Source organism: Stenotrophomonas sp. Bg11-02 (assembly GCF_002836635.1).
Classification (GTDB): domain Bacteria; phylum Pseudomonadota; class Gammaproteobacteria; order Xanthomonadales; family Xanthomonadaceae; genus Stenotrophomonas; species Stenotrophomonas lacuserhaii.
This window is the reverse complement of record NZ_PJAY01000008.1, coordinates 1-17,778: the sequence shown is the minus strand read 5'-3', so window position 1 is coordinate 17,778 and position 17,778 is coordinate 1. Positions and strand designations below refer to the sequence as shown.

The following is a 17,778-nucleotide window of genomic DNA, read 5'->3' as shown; positions in this document are numbered from 1 at the left end:
GGGGGCGGCGTGGGTCGGGGCGGCGGCGGGAGGGTCACGGGGAGGGTGCCGGGGTGCGGCGCGCAGGGCGTTGCGGGGGGGGGGTATCGAGGGGGGCGGGGAGGGCATGGCGCTATTGTGCCGCGCCGCCGACCGGAAAAAACAAAGGCGACATCCGAAGACGCCGCCTTTGTCGAATATTGCATTCTCCGCGATGACGATGCATGCGAAACGACCTTGAACCCAGGGGCTCAAGTGGGAACGCTGGGGAACCATCGGGCTTCCCGCTGCAAGGCGGACATGCACTCCCGGCGCCGTCGCGCTCCCGGTGTCGTTCTTAAGGGACAAGGCGAATGTTTGCACATGCCGTCGTGTACCGCAGAGAACGCAGGAACAGTATAACCAGCTCGCTGCGCAGGGGGAGTCCGTTCGTCGGCAACAGTGCGTGCCAATTCAGACTCCACGATGTTAGGCGTCGATCGCGCGGTCCAGGCGACGGTTCATGTCGGCCAACGTCTGCTGCAGGGCGACGGCCTGGCGGGCGTTTTCATCGCGCAGCTGCTGCAGCTCATGCGCCAGGTTCAATGCCGCCAGCACGGCGACGCGGTCGACGGCCGCCATGCGGTTGCTGCCGCGGATTTCGCGCATTTTGGCGTCCAGCAGGCGCGAGGCGGCGACCAGGCTGTCGCGCTCCTCGGCGGTGACCCCGACCGTGTAATCGCGATCAAGCAGGCGGACGTTTACCGGTTCGGCACCGCTCATGTGTGCTGCTCCAGGGATTTGAGCCGGGTGATCATCGCTTCCACGCGCGAGCGGGCCTGCTCGTTCTTGGCCAGCAGCGTGGAGCGTTCGTTGACCAGCTGTTCCTGCTGGTGGCGCAGGCTGCGGTTCTCCTCGGCCAGCCGCTGGTTACGCTCAAGCAGCGCCTCCACCCGGGCGGCGAAGGCCTGCAACTGGTCGAGCGGGCTGGGATGGTCCATGGCGGCAAGAGTCTCAGGGCCGTGGATGACGGTCAAGCGTCAGCGGCACGGGCTGCGGGGCGACGCGCCACGTTCTAAACTAGCCCATCGACGACGCAGGCAGCAATGCGTGGGTCGTCCCCATCACCTATGAGCCCGCAGATGACCGAACTTCCTTCCATCGACGACGTTTCCCGTGCCAGCACAGCGCTCGGGCTGGGCGCCAGCCCGGCCGAGCTGCACGGCGGCCTGTGTGGCTGGCTGGCCGCTGGCGGCGCGCCGGGCAATGACTGGCCGGCCCGCGTGCTGGCCGACGATGCGCTGCAGCCGGTGGCCGAGGGCAGCGCGCTGGCGCAGTTGCTGGAGGTGACCATCAAGCAGCTGGAGGACCGTGATTTCGGCTTCGAGCTGCTGCTCAGCGACAGCACCGAGACCGAGCCGCAGGTGGATGCCCTGTTCACCTGGGCGCGCGCGTTCCTGGGGGGCTTCGGGCTGGGTTCGGGGCACAAGCGCCCGGCGCTGTCCGAAGAGGGCGAGGAGGCCCTGAACGACCTGGCCAAGCTGGCCCAGGCGTCCAGCGAGGACTTCGACAGTGACGGCGAGGACGACGACGAAGCGCTGGCCGAGATCGAGGAATTCATCCGCATTGCCGTGCTGCTGCTGCACGGTGACTGCGTCATGGCCGCGCGCCACCGCCAGCGCCTCAACTGATGGCGGGCGATCGCATGGACCTGCGCCAGCGCACCGGGATCGGCGCGGCCGAGTACAAGCGGCGCCGACGCCAGTTGATGGAGATGGCCGGCGATGAGGCGATCCTGGTGCTGCCGGCCGCCTCGGAGAAAGTGCGCAGCCTGGATACGCATTACCCGTACCGCCAGGATTCGGATTTCCAGTACCTCTGCGGCTTCCCGGAGCCCGAAGCGGTACTGGTGCTGATTCCCGGGCGCCGGCACGGCGAGGTCATCCTGTTCTGCCGCGAACGCGATGCCGAGCGTGAAGCCTGGGATGGCAGTCGTGCCGGCCAGGAAGGCGCCGTGGCGGATTTCGGCATGGACGACGCCTATCCCATCGAGGACCTCGACGACATTCTGCCGGGGATGCTGGAAGGGCGCTCGCGGGTGTATTACCACTTCGGGCGCGATGCGGATTTCGACCTGAAGCTGATCGGCTGGGTCAACCGCGTACGTTCACAGGTACGCCATGGCGCGCAGCCCCCGCACGAGTTCCAGGAGCTGGGCCATCTGCTTCACGAGCAGCGCCTGTTCAAGTCCGGCGCGGAGATTGCGCTGATGGAACAGGCCGCGCAGATCAGCGTGCAGGCGCACTGCGCGGCGATGCGGGCTGCGCGCGCGGGCATCCATGAGTATGAGCTGCAGGCCGAGCTGGAGCGGGTGTTCCGCGCCCATGATGCGTGCCCGGCGTATTCGAGCATCGTCGGTGCAGGGCGCAACGGCTGCATCCTGCATTACCGCGACAACAACGCGCGTACGCGCGACGGTGAGCTGGTGCTGATCGATGCCGGCGCGGAGTACCGTGGCTATGCCAGCGACATCACCCGCACCTTCCCGGTCAACGGTCGCTTCACTGCCGAACAGCGCGCGCTGCACGATCTGGTCGGCGCCGCGCAGGCGGCCGCGCTGGCGCAGGCACGGCCGGGCGTGGCGTATGAAGCGGGCCACCTGGCCGCGGTGCAGGTGCTGACCGAGGGGCTGTTGCGGCTGGGGCTGCTCAAGGGCAGCGTGGAGGACAACATCGCCCAGGAGCAGTACAAGCGCTTCTATCGCCACAAGACCGGGCACTGGATCGGGATGGACGTGCACGACGTCGGTGATTACCGCCTGGCGGGTGAGTCGCGGCTGCTGGAGCCGGGCATGGTGTTCACCATCGAGCCGGGGTTGTATGTCGGTGCCGACGACACCAGCGTGGAGGCGCGCTGGCGCGGCATCGGCATCCGCACCGAGGATGACGTGCTGATCACCGCCGATGGGCATCGGGTGTTGACCGAGGGCCTGGCGCGCAGCGCCGACGAGATCGAAGCGTTCATGCAGGGGTGAGGGGGTTTGCCGGGCCTGCGGCCCGGCGGCCCGCTTTTTTTCAAGCCACGGCAACGTCAACGTCAAGAGCTGCAGCGCTGCGTGTCGGCGGGGCGGGGTGGCTGTGCAGGACACGCCGCAAGTACGTCCGTGTAGGCTCGCTTTTCGCATCCATGCGAAAAGACGGTCCTGCACAGCCACCCCGCCCCACCTTCGACAGGTCCATGGTGGCGTTGGGACCTTCGGTAGCGCCGACCCATGGTCGGCGGACTGTTTCCGCCAACGGCCCGCTGCGCTCGCCGAGCATGGCTATGCCGGTCGTCCTGACCGGCACCCTGCGGGCCGTCGCAAGCGACGTTGGCAGCGGCTCCTGCCGCTGCCTTCGGCGCTACCGCTTTTCTTCTTCTTTTTTTACGCGGGTGGCGGCCACCGGAACCTGTCCGGGGGTCGGGCGGGGAGGCTGTGCGGGGCCTTGAGCGGCAGGAGCCGCGAAGAGCTACATGGACGTACTTGCGCGTGCCCCGCACAGCCTCCCCGCCCGGCCCACCCTCAGCTGCAGCTCTAAACGCCACCCGCGAGGGGTTTCACCCGTTCGCCAACACAAACTCCGGCCGGGTCAGGTTGTCCGCCTCGCCATCAGTGCACAGCACTTCGTCCTCGATCCGGATCCCGCCGTAAGGACGGAAGAAATCCACGCGATCCCAGTCGATGCTGGCGCCATGGCCGGCCTGCTTCACTTCGTCCAGCAGCATGTCGATGAAGTACAGGCCCGGCTCGATGGTCACCACCATGCCCGCCTCCAGCACGCGGGTCAGGCGCAGGTAGGGGTGGCCTGACGGACGTTCGATCCGGCCACCGGCGTCGCCTGCCGCGAAGCCCGCCACGTCGTGCACCTGCAGGCCGATCAGGTGGCCGATGCCGTGCGGGAAGAAGGCCGCGCTGATGCCGGTTTCCACCGCCGTCTGCGGCGATACCTTGAGCACGCCGAAGTCCTTCAGTACGCCCATCAACGACAGGTGCGCGTCCACGTGCAGCTGCTTGTAGTCGAAGCCCGGGCGGACCGCAGCACACATCTGCTGCTGGGCGGCGTCGACCGCGCCGATCATCGCGGCGAACTCGTCGTGGCCGTGCGCCGCATGGGTGCGGGTGATGTCGCTGGCATAGCCGAGTGCGCTGGCGCCGGCATCGATCAGGAAGCTGCGCAGCGGCTGCGGCGCGGTGCGGCCCAGTTCGGTGTAGTGCAGCACGGCGGCGTGCTCGTTGAGTGCCACGATGTTGCCGTACGGCAGCTCGTTGGCATCCTGGCCGACTGCCGCGCAGTACGCCATGTGGATGGAAAACTCATCGGCGCCGTTGCGGAACGCCGCTTCGGCGGCGCGATGGCCGCGTACGCCCAGCACCTGCGCCTGGCGCATCAGTGCGATCTCATAAGGCGTTTTGCAAGCCCGGTGGTATTCCAGGTAATCCAGCACCGGCGCCGGGTTGTTCGGCACCCACTCGCCCAGCGTGCTCTGCGCCTCGCCCAGCACGGCGCAGCGCGAACGGTCGCGCGGCAGCAGTGCCAGCGCTTCTTCCGGCTTGCGGATGACCTGGATGTCGAAGTGCTCCACCCACCAGCCACCCGGTGCGTCGGGCACCACGTGCCAGTAGTCGAAGGGTTGGTGGAAGATCACCGTGGGACGCTTGCCCGGGGTGAACACCAGCCAGCTGTGCGGTACGCGGGTCAGCGGCAACCACGCCTTGAACTGCGGATTCACCGCATAGGGATAATCGCGGTCGTCGAACAGGTGGTAGTGCAGCGTGCCGCTGGGAACCACCAGATGGTCGAAACCGCCGCGCGCCAGCGCTGTTTCGGCCCGCCGGCAAAGCACGGCCATGTGGTCGGGATAAAGGGCGCCGGGGTCGTGCTGGATCATCGCGGTGACTCGCTGGAAAACAGCCCCTGATTGTGCCGCATGCGCCGCGCGACTGCTGTGCCGGAACCGGCGCTCAGGGTGCCGGAGATTCCTGTCCGATCCATCCGCGCAGCAGTTCGCGGTGTTCGCGCGAGAGGGTGATGAAGCGGAAACCGGCCCAGGCCTGTCCTGCCACGTGCGCCGGATCGGCCCACAGCAGGTGCACGCCGACCTCGACCGGGGCGGCGCGGCCATCGGCCAGTGGCAGGGTGAACTGCAGCTGGTACAGCGCGTCTTCGCGCAGCGGCACCGAGGCCAGCATCAGCATGCCGGTCTCGGAAATATTGCCGAGGCGGCCGACCACGCGTTCGGCGATCAGGTCGGTCACCGGCACCAGGTCGGTCACGTTGCGGCGTGGCGCGCGGCGGGTGTCGGGGCTGTCGTCGTCGGCGCTCATGCGGCTTCCCCTTGTTCAGTGCCGGCCAGCGAGCGCAGCGTGCGCAGGGTGGCCTGCCAGGCGCGATCGATCAGCCGCCCCTTGTCTTCGGTAACGATGCGCGCCTGCTCCAGGGCCATCAGCCGGGCCAGTGTATCCAGTGTGTACTCGGCCACTTTCTGCCCGCGCGGATTGACGAACAGGGCATGTTCGGTGACCAGGCTGTACCAGGACAGGCGCTGGCGGTGCAGGTCGCCCTGCTGGTTGCTGATGAACTCGAACCAGGTGCCGAACGGCAGCGTGCGCAGCTGTCGGTAGCAGTCTTCTTCGACGTTGCTGCGTGCCAGCGGTGCGAGCCGGCGGGTGTCATGGGCTTCGGCCTGTTCGCCCAGCCGGGTGCGTGCCTTCAGCCGCGCGCTCAGCTCGGTCCGCGAGGTGCTGTCGTCTTCGCCGCCGGGGGTGGAGAGGCGGCGCGCGATGGCTCGCGCTTCGTCATGGTGGCAGCCGATCTGCACGACGGCTGCCTCGATTTCGCCGAACAGGACGTCGTCGGCCGCATGCTCGCCGCCGGGGGGCTGGGCGGTAACCGCGGTGATGCGCGCGGTCTGCTGCAAGCGCTGCTGCCACAGTGCGGAGTCTTCGCCGTGGCGCAGCTGGGCCAGGGTCAGCACGTCGGCCCAGGCCTGGCGCAGCAGCGTCTGCACGAAGCGCGGCGGCTGGTCCTGCGCGCAGGCCTGTTCAATCAGCGCGGCAGCCTGCTGGCGTGCGACCTCCAGCCGCTCCTTGCCGCGCGCGGCTTCCACGTGGCGGCGCTCGGCCAGCTCGGCCTTGTGCGCAGCGGCACGGAAGTGCTGCTGTACTTCTTCGTTGGCGGCGGCGAACACGGCCGGATCGTCGTGGTACTGCGCCACCACGGTATCCACCGTGCGCTCCAGCTTCTGCACCAACTGCGGGTCCAGGTCATCTTCCTGCAGGCCGCTGGCGCCCAGTTCGGCGATGGTGTTGAGCAGCTCGCGGGCCGGGTGCTCGTCGCGCACGAAGAAGCCCGGGTCGGCCAGCGCGGCGCGTGCCAGCGGCACCTGCAGCCTGCCGACCAGGTCGTTGCCTGCGGTCTGCGGACGCTGCTCCTGACGGATCTGTTGCAACAACAGGCCGAGCAGGTCCAGCGTGTCGCCATCCTTGACCGTCAGCGCCGCCTGCTCGCCGTGTTCGGCGCGCAGCTGGGTCAGCAGGGCGGTCTGCAGGTCGGACATGCTGCGTGAGGTGGCGCCGCCGGCGATGCGTGCTTGCAGCTGCCCGAGGATCGCGTCGACCATCGCGCTGGGTACCGCGTTGGCATCGGCCGTACCCCCCGCCACGGCGCGTTCGTCTGCCACCGCAGCGCCCGGCAGCGGTGCCTCCGGGCGGTGCGACGGAGCCACCTCGGCGGCCATCGCCTGCCGCGCACCGGCGAGCAGTTCGTGCAGTGCGCTCATGGCCGGCGCTGCGAGGTCCACCACCGGGGGCGCGGTCGCCGGTTGATCCGGCGCACCGGTGGGCAGCGGCGGCGGCTGGGGCGCGCCGTTCTGGGCGGGATGCCCGCCCAGTTCGGCCTGCATCATCGCCGACCAGGAACTGGCGGCAGTGCTGCTGGCACCGTTCCAGCTGGTGACCGGCGTGGTGCGGGCGCGTGCGGCCCCGGCTTGGCTGCGGCCTGGCTGGGTGACGATCCGGCGGGTCGCCGCCGAGCGCGCCAGGTAAGGGGTGTAGACCAGTCCGGGCAGCACGCCTTCGTGACCCAGCAGCACGTTGGCGCGCTCCAGCAGCTCGCCCAGCCGCTCCAGCACCTGGCGTTCGAAGCTGCGATACAGCGCCAGCTGGGCTTCCAGTTCGAGCCCGCCTTCATCGCCGATCCGGCGCACGATGCCGCACAGGATCACCGGGCCGAACGGTACATGCTCGGCATCCAGCGCCGGCGCGGCGGCCAGCACCGCCAGCCGCTGTCCGAGCAGTTGCAGCGCGTTGGCCGAGCGCAGTATTTCGCGCCGCATGATCTCGTTGAGCACGATGTCGCGATCGATGTCGGTGTCGTTGACCAGGGTCAGCGCGGACATCGACGGGCGCGGCGGTTCGGCTGCCGCCGGTGCTTCGCTGGCAGGCGCGAACAGCGCCGCCAAGGCCTGCGCGAGGTGTTCCAGGAAGCGGTGGCTGAAGCCTTCGGCGAAGGGATGGATCTGACGGGCCTGCGCCAACAGGTCGGCCTGCACCTGGCTGTTGCGGGCGCGCTCGGCCTCGCGCAGCAGTTCACGCTCCAGCTCAACCACGGTCAGCGTCAGCGGCGCGGTCAACGACTGCCGCGACAGCGCCAGCAGCGCGCCCAGCAGCCGGCGCACGCGCGGTGGGGCGTCGACCGCGGCGAAGCGTGCAGTGTCCTCAGGCATCGGCGGAGGCGAGGAGGGCATGGGGCTGGGCATCCGTTTTCCCGGGGTCGGGCTCGGAATCTACCGTGTCGGGCGGGGCGGCGCTACTCGCCCAGGAACAGCTCCACCACATCGTTGGTGAAGCGGCGTCCCAGCTCCGTCGGCCGCAGCAGCCCGCCGTGGTCGTGGGCGTCCGCGCCCGCACAGCCGTGGTCGTCGCAGCCATGTCCGTGATCATGGCCGCCGCCCACGCGTTCCAGCCAGCCGCGCTGCAGCGCCTGTTGCAGCGGCGCATCGATCGCGCTGGCCGTCAGCCCGGTACGCGACTGGAAGTCGCGCAGGCTGAAGCCTTCGTGCAGGCGCAGCAGGTTGAGCATGTACTCGAACGGCAGCCGGTCCGCCGCGATGATGTCATCGCCGCCGAAGCTGGCAGGGCTGCCGGCGGCGTCCATGTAGGCCTGCGGATGCTTCAGCTTCCAGCGCCGGCGCACGTTCTGCTCGGCCCCGGAGCTGATCTTGCCGTGCGCACCGGCACCGATGCCGAGGTAGTCGCCGAAGCGCCAGTAATTCAGGTTGTGCGCACTCTGCCGCCCGGGCCGCGCATAGGCACTGACCTCGTACTGGTCGAAGCCGGCCTGCGCCAGCAGCGCCTGGCAGTGTTCCTGCATGTCCCACGCGCTGTCTTCGTCCGGAATGCCCTGTGGCGGGCGGGCGAAGAACACCGTGTTCGGTTCCAGCGTGAGCTGGTAGTGCGAAAGATGCGCCGGCTGGAGCGCGAAGGCGCGCTCCAGGTCGTGCTCGGCGGCGGCCAGGGTCTGCCCGGGCAGGGCATACATCAGGTCGATGTTGAAATTGTCCAAGCCTGCATCCTGCGCCATCTTGACCGCGCGCTCGGCTTCGGCGCTGTCATGGATACGGCCCAGGCGCTTGAGCGCGTCGTCGTTGAAGGTCTGGATGCCGAAGCTGAGCCGGTTGACACCAGCCGCACGGTAGCCGTCGAAACGGCCATGCTCGGTCGTGCCCGGGTTGGTCTCCAGGGTGACTTCGGCGTTCGGGGCGAAGCGCAGCCGCGCCGAGGCCTGCTGCAGGAAGCGGTCGATCGCCTCGGCCGGGAACAGGCTGGGCGTGCCGCCGCCGAAGAATACGCTGTGCACCACCCGTCCCCATACCAGCGGCAGGTCCTGGTCCAGGTCGCGCACCAGCGCATCGATGTAAGCATCGAAGGGCAGTTCGCCCTTGGCCTGGTGCGAGTTGAAATCGCAGTACGGGCATTTGCGCACGCACCAAGGCAGGTGCACGTAGAGCGACAGCGGCGGCGGAATGAGGGCGGGCATCAGCGTCGGTTACAGGGAAAGCGAGGACAGCCGCTGCTTCAGCTGCTGCAGGGCCAGCGCACGGTGGCTGAGCGTATTCTTCAGGGCAGGCTCCATTTCCGCGGCGGTCAGCCCATGACGCGGGTCCAGGAACACCGGGTTGTAGCCGAATCCGTTGTGGCCGCGCGGCGCCTCCAGGATCACGCCTTCCCAGCTGCCTTCGCAGACCAGCGGCTGCGGATCGGCGGCGTGGCGCAGCAGTACGATCACCGCGAAGAAGCGTGCGGTGCGCTGCCCGGCAGGTACATCGCGCAGGTCGGCCAGCAGCTTGGCGTTGTTGGCGGCATCGTCGGTGGGGCTGCCGGCGTAGCGCGCGCTGTACAGTCCCGGTGCGCCGCCGAGGGCGTCCACGATCAGGCCGGAGTCGTCGGCCAGCGCGGGCAGGCCGCTGGCCTGGCAGGCCGCACGCGCCTTGATCAATGCGTTTTCCACGAAGGTCAGGCCGGTTTCGGGCACATCGCCCACCCCGGCATCGGCGGCCGACAGGATCTGCAGCGGCAGGTCGGCCAGCATCGCCTGCATCTCCTTCAGCTTGCCGGCGTTGTGGCTGGCAAGTACCAGTTTGGCAGTAGCGGGAAGACGCATCAGGCCAGCTCCAGCAGGTCCCAGGTGTTGCCGTACAGGTCGCGGAACACCGCCACGGTGGCATAGGGTTCCCTGCGCGGTGCTTCGAGGAACTCCACGCCCGCAGCCAGCATCGCGGCGTGGTCACGCGCGAAGTCGTCGGTCTCCAGGAAGAAGCCGACCCGTCCACCGGTCTGGTCGCCGATCCGCGCGGCCTGCACGTCCGAACTGGCGCGCGCCAGCAGCAGCCCGGCAGCGCCGTCGGTGGCGGGCGATACCACCACCCAGCGCTTGCCGCCGCCCTGGTCGATGTCCTGCTGCAGGTGGAAGCCGAGCGCACCGGTGAACCAGGCGATCGCGCGGTCGTAGTCATCCACCAGCAAGGTGGTCAGGGCCAGCCGGCGACTCATGCGGCCAGTGCCGCCTGCTGCGCGGCCAGCAGCTCGCCCACGCCCTTGTCGGCCAGCGCCAGCAGCGCATCCAGTTCGTCGCGACGGAACGCGTGGCCTTCTGCGGTGCCCTGCAGTTCAATGAAGCCGCCGCCATCGTTCATGACGACATTCATGTCGGTGTCGCAGTCGCTGTCTTCGGCATAGTCCAGGTCCAGCACCGGGGCGCCGCGGTAGACGCCCACCGATACCGCCGCCACCGCGCCGATGATCGGGTTGCGCTTGATGTCACCGCGTTTGAGCAGCAGGTTCACTGCATCGGCCAGGGCCACGTAGGCGCCGGTGATGGCCGCGGTGCGGGTGCCGCCGTCGGCCTGCAGCACGTCGCAGTCCAGGGTGATGGTGCGCTCGCCCAGCGCATTGCGGTCCACGCAGGCGCGCAGGCTGCGGCCGATCAGACGCTGGATTTCCAGCGTGCGGCCGCCCTGCTTGCCACGCGCTGCTTCGCGGTCGCTGCGGGTGTGGGTGGCGCGCGGCAGCATGCCGTATTCGGCGGTGACCCAGCCTTCGCCCTTGCCACGCAGGAAGCCCGGCACGCGGTTTTCCACGGTGGCGGTGCACAGCACGCGGGTTTCGCCGAAGCAGACCAGCACCGAGCCTTCGGCGTGGCGGGTGAAACCGCGTTGGAGGGTGACCTGGCGCATCTGGTCAGGCTGGCGGCCACTGGGGCGGGTATCGGACATGGCGGGGTACCGTTGGAGCGGGGGAACGGGTCCATGCCCGCGCCGGGGAGGGGGCAGGCAGGAGGCTCGAATGAAGCCGCTAGGGTACCATTCCCTCTTTGGGAGCATCTGGAAAACCCCATGATCCGAAGCATGACCGCTTACGCCGGGGGCGAGCGCGCCACCGCCTGGGGCACGCTGGGCTGCGAGCTGCGCTCGGTGAATCACCGGTTCCTTGAAGTCGGCACCCGCCTGCCGGAGGAACTGCGCGCGCTGGAACCGCAGCTGCGTGAACGCATTTCCGCACGCCTGAGCCGCGGCAAGCTGGACCTGGTGATGCGCCTGCGCACGCCGGAAACCTCAGCCAGCCTGCAGGTCAACGACGTTCTGCTGGGCCAGCTGGGCCAGCTGGCGCACCGGCTGACGTCCGACTTCCCCAACCTGCAGGTCAGCTTCACCGACCTGCTGCAGCTGCCCGGCGTGATGCAGGGCGAAGCCGCCGATGCCACCGCGCTGCAGGCCGAGGCGCTGGCGCTGCTGGAACAGACCCTGGACGGCTTCATCGCTGGGCGCGAACGCGAAGGCGACAAGCTGGCAACCGCCATCAGTGAACGGGTGGATGCCATCGAGCGCATCGCTGCGGACGTGCGCACCCTGATTCCCGCGATCCGCGAAGGCCAGCGGGTCAAACTGGCCGCGCGCCTGGCCGACCTGCCGCACCCGGTAGATCCGGGCCGCGCCGAGCAGGAACTGGTGATGTGGCTGCAGAAGCTGGACGTGGATGAAGAGCTGGACCGCCTCGGCAGCCATATCGTGGAAATCCGCCGCGTGCTGAAGCAGCGCGATCCGGTCGGGCGCCGGCTGGACTTCCTGCTGCAGGAGTTCAACCGCGAAGCCAATACGCTGGGCTCCAAGTCGGTGGACAGCCGCACCTCCAATGCTGCGGTGGAGCTGAAAGTGCTGATCGACCAGATCCGCGAACAGGTACAGAACATCGAATGAGCATCCAACCTTCCCCGGTCGGCACGCCCGCGCGCGGCACCCTGTACATCGTTGCCGCGCCTTCCGGTGCCGGCAAGAGCAGCATCGTCAACGCCACCCTGGCGCGCGACCCGCAGATCGCGCTGTCGATCTCGTTCACCTCGCGGGCCACGCGTCCGGGCGAGGTCAACGGCGAGCACTACCATTTCGTCAGCGCGACCGAGTTCGAGGCGATGATCGCCGCCGGCGATTTCTTTGAACACGCCTGGGTGCACGGCGACTGGAAGGGCACCGCCCGGCAGTCGGTGGAGCCGCAGCTGGCCGCCGGCCAGGACGTGCTGCTGGAAATCGACTGGCAGGGCGCGCAGCAGGTGCGCCAGCTGGTGCCCGGCACGGTGACGGTGTTCATCCTGCCGCCATCGAAGCAGGCGCTGCAGGACCGCATGCGCAAGCGCGGCCAGGACAGCGAGGCGGTGATCAGCCAGCGGCTGTCGGCCGCGCGCGAGGAAATGCTGCATTTCAACGACTTCGACTACGTCATCGTCAACGAGATCTTCGACACCGCGGTGGATGAGCTGTGCGCCATCTTCACCGCCAGCCGGCTGCGCCGCGAAGCGCAGAAGGTCCGTCATGCCGGGCTGATCCAGGCCCTTTTGACCGCAGATCCTTCTGCAACTGACTGATTGCAAAAGGAACAGGGAAGGGTTGGCTTGATTTTGTCCAGCCCCTGCCCTTACACTCCGTCCCCTTTCCCTCATTCGACTGAGCGGCCGACCGGTCGCCGGGAGCCCGTATGGCCCGCATCACCGTAGAAGATTGCCTGGAAGTCGTTAACAACCGTTTCGAGCTGGTCATGATGGCGTCCAAGCGCGCCCGCCAGCTTGCCAACGGCGTGCAGGCCACGCTGGACAACAGCGAAACCGAAGACAAGCCGACCGTGCTGGCGCTGCGCGAAATTGCCGCCCGTCGCATCGACAACGCGCTGATCGACGAAGTCGAGAAGGCCGAGCGCGAGCGTGCCGAGCGTGAAGCGCTGGAATGGGCCGCCGCCGAAGTGGTCGCCGACGAGGACATGTCCAAGAACGACGACTGAGTCCAGTCGACACCCTTGGCCAGATGCGAAACAGCCCGCCGCAAGCGGGCTGTTTCGCATTCAGGATTTGCTGAAATTGTGACGCTGGCATAGGCTTCGGCCATGAACCCAGGCCCCACTGCCAAGGTAGCCGCGCCGTCCCGCGCGGATGTACCCGATTACGTCCTTCAACTCGAGCGCGCAGCGCACTACCTGCCGCCGGAGCAGCTGCCACTGCTGCGCCGTGCGTGGGAAGTGGGGGCCGCCGCGCACGCCGGTCAGACCCGCAAGTCCGGTGAGCCCTACATCACCCACCCGGTTGCCGTGGCGCAGGTGCTGGCCGAGCTGGGGCTGGACATGGAAGCGCTGATCGCTGCGATCCTGCACGACACCATCGAAGACACGCCGCTGACCCGCGAAGAGCTGGCCGCCGAGTTCGGCGAACCGGTGGCCGAACTGGTGGACGGGGTCACCAAGCTGGACAAGCTGAAGTTCCGCGACCGCCAGGAAGCGGCCGCCGAGAGCTTCCGCAAGATGCTGCTGGCGATGTCGCGCGACCTGCGCGTGATCATGATCAAGCTGGCCGACCGCCTGCACAACATGCGCACGCTGGGCGCGCAGAGCAGCGAGGCGCGCGGCCGGATCGCGCGCGAGACGCTGGAAATCTATGCGCCCATCGCGCAGCGGCTGGGCATGAGCCTGGTCAAGAGCGAACTGCAGAACCTCGGTTTCAAGGCGCTGTATCCGTGGCGCCATGCGATCCTGGAAAAGCACATCCGCAGCCAGCCGGTGGTACGCCGCGAAGCGATGGCGCAGGTGGAAGTGCAGCTCAGCCAGCGCCTGGCCAAGGAAGGGCTGGAACATCGGCTGGTCAGCCGGATCAAGACCCCGTGGAGCATCTACAACAAGATGCACGACGAGAACAAATCCTTCGACCAGGTCATGGATGTGTTCGGTTTCCGGCTGGTGGTGCGCAGCGTGCCCAACGCCTACCACGCGCTGGGCGCGGTGCATGCCGCGTTCAAGCCGCTGGACGGCCGCTTCCGCGACTTCATCGCCATTCCCAAGGCCAACGGCTACCAGTCGCTGCACACGGTGCTGTTCGGCCCGTACGGCTCGCCGATCGAAGTGCAGATCCGCACGGAGGAAATGGACCTGATCGCCGAACGCGGCGTGGCCGCGCACTGGACCTACAAGTTCGGTGGCGACACCCCCAACAGCGCGCAGAGCCGTGCCCATGCGTGGATCGTCGAACTGATCGACTCCCAGCGCGCGGCCGGTTCCTCGCTGGAGTTCCTCGACAACGTCAAGGTCGACCTGTTCCCGGACGAGGTCTACCTGTTCACGCCGAAGGGCAAGATCATGGCCCTGCCGCGCAATGCGACCGCGTTGGACTTCGCCTACGCGGTGCATACCGACGTCGGCAATACGGCAGTGGCGTCACGGGTGGACAAGAAGCTGGTGCCGTTGCGCACCAAGCTGGTCAGTGGCCAGACAATCGAGATCATCACCGCCCGTTCGGCCACGCCCAAGCCGCAGTGGCTGGAATTCGTGGTCACCAGCAAGGCCCGCACGGCCATCCGCCACCAGCTCAAGCAGCTCGAGCACGAAGACGCCGTGCAGCTGGGCCACCGCATGCTTGATCGTGCGCTGGAAGCGATGGATTCGTCGCTGGAGCGCCTGCCCAAGGGTCGCCTGGATGCATTCCTGGCCGAGCACCGGTTCCCGCGGCTGGAGGCGCTGCTGGCCGAAGTGGCGCTGGGCAACTGGATGCCGACGCAGGCCGCGCAGGCGCTGATGGCCTACGCCGAACTGCGTGGCGGTGCACGTCACCATTCGCAGGAAAAGATTCTGATCAACGGCAGCGAACGCGGCGTGGTCACCTTCGCCAACTGCTGCCAGCCGATTCCAGGCGATGAGATAATGGGCTACCACACCGCCGGCAAGGGCATCGTGGTGCACCGGATGGACTGCCCGAACCTGGCCGAGCTGCGCAAGTCGCCGGAGCGCTGGGTACCGATCGGTTGGGATTCGTCGGTGTCCGGCGACTACGACACCTCGCTGGTGGTCGAAGTGGAGAACGGTACCGGCGTGCTGGCGCAGCTGGCCGCGGCGATCGCGCAGAGCCAGTCGAACATTGAACGCGTGGACTACCTGGACCGCGACTTCAATGCCGCCGTGCTGGCCTTCAACGTGCAGGTGCGCGACCGCAACCACCTTGCCGAAGTCATGCGCCGGCTGCGTCGCCTGTCGGTGGTGCAATCGGTGCGTCGCCAGTAATGGTGGGGTGACGAAGCCATGCTGGTGGGTGACGACCGTTGGTCGTCACGCTTCTGCCTGGAACAAGAGCGTGACGACCAACGGTCGTCACCCACCAGCATGGCTTCGTCACCCACCAGCACGGCTGCGCCACCCACCGATACAAGCGCCCCGGGCGGTACAATGGACGCTCTGTTTTTCCTGATACCGGAGCCCCCATGACCCGCCAGATCATCAACACCGAAAAGGCCCCCGCCGCCATCGGTCCTTACTCGCAGGCCGTGCGCGCCGGCAACACCGTGTACTTCTCCGGCCAGATCCCGCTGGACCCGGCCACTGGCGACATCGTCGGCGTCGGTGACGTGGAAGCCCAGGCCCGTCGTGCCTTCGACAACCTCAAGGCCGTGGCCGAGGAAGCCGGCGGCTCGCTCGACCAGGTCGTCCGCCTGGGCCTGTACCTGACCGACCTGGCCGAGTTCGCCAAGGTCAACGCCGTCATGCAGGACTATTTCAAGGCGCCGTTCCCGGCGCGTTCGACCATCGAAGTCTCCGGCCTGCCGAAGGGCGCCAACTTCGAAGTCGATGCGGTGATGGTCATCGGCTGAACCCTGCGTGGCACGCAAGGCCGCCCCTGCACTGGCTCCGTCCGGTGAAGCCTCGCTGGCGATGCTCGCCGGGGTCGGTCCGGCGGTGGCCGGCAAGCTGCAGGCGCGCGGCCTGGGCACGCTGCAGGATCTGTGGCTGCACCTGCCGCTGCGCTATGAAGACCGGACCCGGTTGACCCTGATCGAAGACCTGCGTTCAGGCGTGCCGGCGCAGGTCGAAGGCCGGGTGTTGGCGGTGGAGCGCGGCATGCGCTACCGGCCGATGCTCAAGGTCGCCATTGAAGACGAAGGGCGCGGCACGCTGGTGCTGCGTTTCTTCCATTTCCGCCAGCAGCAGCTCGGGCAGTTCGCGGTCGGCAACCGGCTGCGCTGCTTCGGTACCCCGCGGCCCGGCCAGCTGGGCCTGGAGATCGTCCATCCCAGTTACCAGGTGCTGGGGCGCCACGATGATCCTGCGCTGGGGGACAGGCTGGATCCGGTGTACCCGGCAGTGGAAGGGGTCGGCCCGGCAACCATGCGCAAGCTGATCCTGCAGGCGCTGGAGCGCTTGCCGGACGAATCCCTGCTGGAACTGCTGCCCCCCGGATGGCTGGATGGCCTGGGCCTGCCATCGTTGCGCAGCGCACTGCTGACCGTGCACCAGCCGCCGCAGGATGCGGATCTTTCCGCGCTGGCCAATGGCATCCATCCCGCACAGCGCCGGCTGGCGCTGGAAGAACTGCTCGCCCACCACCTGAGCCTGCGCCGCCAGCGCATCGCCCTGCAGGCCCACCATGCGCCGCCGCTGGACGGGCCGGGAAGGCTGGCCAAGGCGCTGCTCAAGCAGCTGCCGTTTGCCTTGACCGGCGCGCAGCAGCGCGTGTTCAAGCAGATCCGCGACGACCTCGCCCGGCCCAGCCCGATGTTGCGGCTGGTGCAGGGTGACGTCGGTTCGGGCAAGACGGTGGTGGCCGCATTGGCGGCCATGCTGGCGGTGGAGCAGGGCAAGCAGGTCGCGCTGGCCGCGCCCACCGAACTGCTGGCCGAACAGCATCTCAACAACCTGCGCGGCTGGCTGGAACCGCTGGGCGTGCAGGTCGCCTGGCTGGCCGGCAAGGTCACCGGCAAGGCTCGTGCCAAGGTGCTGGCCGATGTGGCCAACGGCGAGGCGAAGGTGGTGGTCGGCACCCATGCGTTGATGCAGGACGCGGTGGTGTTCCAGGACCTTGCGCTGGCGATCGTCGATGAGCAGCACCGCTTCGGCGTGCACCAGCGGTTGGCGTTGCGCGACAAGGGCGCGGGCGGCAACAGCGTGCCGCACCAGCTGGTGATGACCGCCACGCCGATTCCGCGCACGCTGGCGATGTCCGAATATGCCGATCTGGATGTGTCGGCCATCGATGAACTGCCGCCCGGGCGCACCCCGGTGCAGACCGTGGCGCTCAACGCCGATCGCCGCCCCGAGCTGATCGAGCGGATCGCGCTGGCCTGCAGCGAGGGACGCCAGGTGTACTGGGTCTGCACGCTGATCGAAGAAAGCGAGGAGCTCGATGCCACGCCGGCGCAGGCCACCTACGAGTCACTGCAGGCGCTGCTGCCGGGCGTGCGTGTCGGGCTGGTGCACGGGCGCCTGAAGGCCGCCGAAAAACTGGCGACGATGGTGGCGTTCAAGGCCGGGCAGATCGATCTGCTGGTGGCGACCACCGTGATCGAAGTGGGCGTGGACGTCCCCAATGCGTCGTTGATGGTGATCGAGAACGCCGAACGATTGGGGTTGGCGCAGCTGCACCAGCTGCGCGGGCGGGTAGGGCGCGGATCGGCGGTGTCGCGCTGCATGCTGCTGTACCAGACGCCGTTGTCGACGATGGCGCGCGAACGCCTGCAGACCATGCGCGAGACCAATGATGGCTTTGTCATCGCCGAGAAAGACCTGGAGCTGCGCGGCCCGGGCGAGTTGCTGGGCACCCGGCAGACCGGCCTGGCCGGTTTCCGCATCGCCGACCTGGCGCGCGACGCCAACCTGCTGCCGGACGTGCACGCACTGGCCGAACGGCTGCTGCAGGAGCAGCCCGGCCTGGCCGACCGGGTGGTCGACCGCTGGATCGGCACCGCCGTGCGTTACGCCTCGGCCTG

The 17,778-nt window shown here is 68.1% G+C and carries 17 protein-coding genes and 1 other RNA gene; 8 read left to right on the top strand and 10 right to left on the bottom strand.

Going from position 1 to position 17,778, the window contains the following annotated elements:
* Positions 1–181: 181 nt before the first annotated feature.
* The 3 genes from ssrS to CXG43_RS00870 all read right to left on the bottom strand — a co-directional run bounded on the left by ssrS (position 182) and on the right by CXG43_RS00870 (position 959).
* Positions 182–367, bottom strand: a non-coding RNA gene (gene ssrS / locus CXG43_RS00880) — 6S RNA.
* Between the two features lie 80 nt (positions 368–447).
* Positions 448–741, bottom strand: a complete 294-nt coding sequence (gene zapA / locus CXG43_RS00875; RefSeq protein ID WP_101098310.1) for a cell division protein ZapA — start codon at positions 739–741, stop codon at positions 448–450.
* Positions 738–959 carry a TIGR02449 family protein gene (locus CXG43_RS00870; RefSeq protein WP_057509155.1) on the bottom strand — a complete coding sequence of 74 codons (222 nt, stop codon included), beginning with the start codon at positions 957–959 and terminating at the stop codon, positions 738–740. The genes zapA and CXG43_RS00870 overlap by 4 nt, the downstream gene beginning before the upstream one ends.
* A 141-nt stretch (positions 960–1,100) precedes the next feature.
* On the opposite strand from CXG43_RS00870, the gene CXG43_RS00865 reads away from it, so the two are divergent.
* Complete coding sequence (locus CXG43_RS00865) at positions 1,101–1,649, top strand: UPF0149 family protein (protein WP_101098313.1); 549 nt, start codon at positions 1,101–1,103, stop codon at positions 1,647–1,649.
* A gap of 20 nt (positions 1,650–1,669) precedes the next feature.
* Positions 1,670–2,992, top strand: coding sequence for an aminopeptidase P N-terminal domain-containing protein (locus CXG43_RS00860; protein WP_101098312.1), 1,323 nt, complete (start codon positions 1,670–1,672; stop codon positions 2,990–2,992).
* A gap of 563 nt (positions 2,993–3,555) precedes the next feature.
* Here the strand turns inward: CXG43_RS00860 and pepQ are convergent.
* The 7 genes from pepQ to rph form a co-directional block, all read right to left on the bottom strand.
* Complete coding sequence (gene pepQ / locus CXG43_RS00855) at positions 3,556–4,887, bottom strand: Xaa-Pro dipeptidase (protein WP_101098309.1); 1,332 nt, start codon at positions 4,885–4,887, stop codon at positions 3,556–3,558.
* Positions 4,888–4,960: 73 nt separating this feature from the next.
* Positions 4,961–5,323, bottom strand: a complete 363-nt coding sequence (locus CXG43_RS00850; RefSeq protein WP_101098308.1) for a PilZ domain-containing protein — start codon at positions 5,321–5,323, stop codon at positions 4,961–4,963.
* Positions 5,320–7,743: a DUF1631 family protein gene (locus tag CXG43_RS00845; protein ID WP_232767508.1), complete on the bottom strand. Its 2,424-nt coding sequence runs from the start codon at positions 7,741–7,743 to the stop codon at positions 5,320–5,322. The genes CXG43_RS00850 and CXG43_RS00845 overlap by 4 nt, the downstream gene beginning before the upstream one ends.
* A gap of 62 nt (positions 7,744–7,805) precedes the next feature.
* Positions 7,806–9,035: a radical SAM family heme chaperone HemW gene (gene hemW, locus CXG43_RS00840; protein ID WP_101098306.1), complete on the bottom strand. Its 1,230-nt coding sequence runs from the start codon at positions 9,033–9,035 to the stop codon at positions 7,806–7,808.
* Positions 9,036–9,044: 9 nt separating this feature from the next.
* Positions 9,045–9,659, bottom strand: a complete 615-nt coding sequence (gene rdgB / locus CXG43_RS00835) for an RdgB/HAM1 family non-canonical purine NTP pyrophosphatase (RefSeq protein ID WP_101098305.1) — start codon at positions 9,657–9,659, stop codon at positions 9,045–9,047.
* On the bottom strand, positions 9,659–10,048 hold the full coding sequence (locus CXG43_RS00830; RefSeq protein WP_101098304.1) for a VOC family protein: 390 nt from the start codon (positions 10,046–10,048) through the stop codon (positions 9,659–9,661). The genes rdgB and CXG43_RS00830 overlap by 1 nt, the downstream gene beginning before the upstream one ends.
* The gene (gene rph / locus CXG43_RS00825; RefSeq protein ID WP_101098303.1) at positions 10,045–10,770 is read right to left on the bottom strand and encodes a ribonuclease PH; all 726 of its coding nucleotides are present in this window, start codon (positions 10,768–10,770) and stop codon (positions 10,045–10,047) included. The genes CXG43_RS00830 and rph overlap by 4 nt, the downstream gene beginning before the upstream one ends.
* Positions 10,771–10,890: 120 nt before the next feature.
* On the opposite strand from rph, the gene CXG43_RS00820 reads away from it, so the two are divergent.
* The 6 genes from CXG43_RS00820 to recG all read left to right on the top strand — a co-directional run.
* Positions 10,891–11,751, top strand: coding sequence for a YicC/YloC family endoribonuclease (locus CXG43_RS00820; protein ID WP_101098302.1), 861 nt, complete (start codon positions 10,891–10,893; stop codon positions 11,749–11,751).
* Entirely contained in the window at positions 11,748–12,413 is a 666-nt protein-coding gene (gene gmk / locus CXG43_RS00815) for a guanylate kinase (RefSeq protein WP_042614408.1), read from the top strand. Before CXG43_RS00820 ends, gmk begins: the two co-directional genes overlap by 4 nt.
* A 110-nt stretch (positions 12,414–12,523) precedes the next feature.
* The gene (gene rpoZ / locus CXG43_RS00810) at positions 12,524–12,823 is read left to right on the top strand and encodes a DNA-directed RNA polymerase subunit omega (protein WP_042614409.1); all 300 of its coding nucleotides are present in this window, start codon (positions 12,524–12,526) and stop codon (positions 12,821–12,823) included.
* Positions 12,824–12,925: 102 nt separating this feature from the next.
* A complete protein-coding gene (locus tag CXG43_RS00805) occupies positions 12,926–15,082 on the top strand; it encodes a bifunctional (p)ppGpp synthetase/guanosine-3',5'-bis(diphosphate) 3'-pyrophosphohydrolase (RefSeq protein ID WP_101098301.1) in 2,157 nt (718 codons plus the stop codon).
* 197 nt (positions 15,083–15,279) lie between these two features.
* Positions 15,280–15,666 (top strand): RidA family protein, encoded by a 387-nt coding sequence (locus CXG43_RS00800; RefSeq protein ID WP_101098300.1) that lies wholly within the window; start codon positions 15,280–15,282, stop codon positions 15,664–15,666.
* 61 nt (positions 15,667–15,727) lie between these two features.
* The coding region (recG, locus tag CXG43_RS00795; protein WP_101098311.1) for an ATP-dependent DNA helicase RecG at positions 15,728–17,778 on the top strand (2,051 nt) is incomplete at its 3' end.

Excerpts from the sequence above, each read along its gene's own strand:
- zapA (WP_101098310.1), bottom strand. The coding sequence starts at position 741 with ATGAGCGGTGCCGAACCGGTAAACGTCCGCCTGCTTGATCGCGATTAC.
- CXG43_RS00870 (WP_057509155.1), bottom strand. The coding sequence starts at position 959 with ATGGACCATCCCAGCCCGCTCGACCAGTTGCAGGCCTTCGCCGCCCGG.
- CXG43_RS00865 (WP_101098313.1), top strand. The coding sequence starts at position 1,101 with ATGACCGAACTTCCTTCCATCGACGACGTTTCCCGTGCCAGCACAGCG.
- pepQ (WP_101098309.1), bottom strand. The coding sequence starts at position 4,887 with ATGATCCAGCACGACCCCGGCGCCCTTTATCCCGACCACATGGCCGTG.
- CXG43_RS00850 (WP_101098308.1), bottom strand. The coding sequence starts at position 5,323 with ATGAGCGCCGACGACGACAGCCCCGACACCCGCCGCGCGCCACGCCGC.
- CXG43_RS00845 (WP_232767508.1), bottom strand. The coding sequence starts at position 7,743 with ATGCCCTCCTCGCCTCCGCCGATGCCTGAGGACACTGCACGCTTCGCC.
- hemW (WP_101098306.1), bottom strand. The coding sequence starts at position 9,035 with ATGCCCGCCCTCATTCCGCCGCCGCTGTCGCTCTACGTGCACCTGCCT.
- rdgB (WP_101098305.1), bottom strand. The coding sequence starts at position 9,659 with ATGCGTCTTCCCGCTACTGCCAAACTGGTACTTGCCAGCCACAACGCC.
- CXG43_RS00830 (WP_101098304.1), bottom strand. The coding sequence starts at position 10,048 with ATGAGTCGCCGGCTGGCCCTGACCACCTTGCTGGTGGATGACTACGAC.
- rph (WP_101098303.1), bottom strand. The coding sequence starts at position 10,770 with ATGTCCGATACCCGCCCCAGTGGCCGCCAGCCTGACCAGATGCGCCAG.
- CXG43_RS00820 (WP_101098302.1), top strand. The coding sequence starts at position 10,891 with ATGATCCGAAGCATGACCGCTTACGCCGGGGGCGAGCGCGCCACCGCC.
- gmk (WP_042614408.1), top strand. The coding sequence starts at position 11,748 with ATGAGCATCCAACCTTCCCCGGTCGGCACGCCCGCGCGCGGCACCCTG.
- rpoZ (WP_042614409.1), top strand. The coding sequence starts at position 12,524 with ATGGCCCGCATCACCGTAGAAGATTGCCTGGAAGTCGTTAACAACCGT.
- CXG43_RS00805 (WP_101098301.1), top strand. The coding sequence starts at position 12,926 with ATGAACCCAGGCCCCACTGCCAAGGTAGCCGCGCCGTCCCGCGCGGAT.
- CXG43_RS00800 (WP_101098300.1), top strand. The coding sequence starts at position 15,280 with ATGACCCGCCAGATCATCAACACCGAAAAGGCCCCCGCCGCCATCGGT.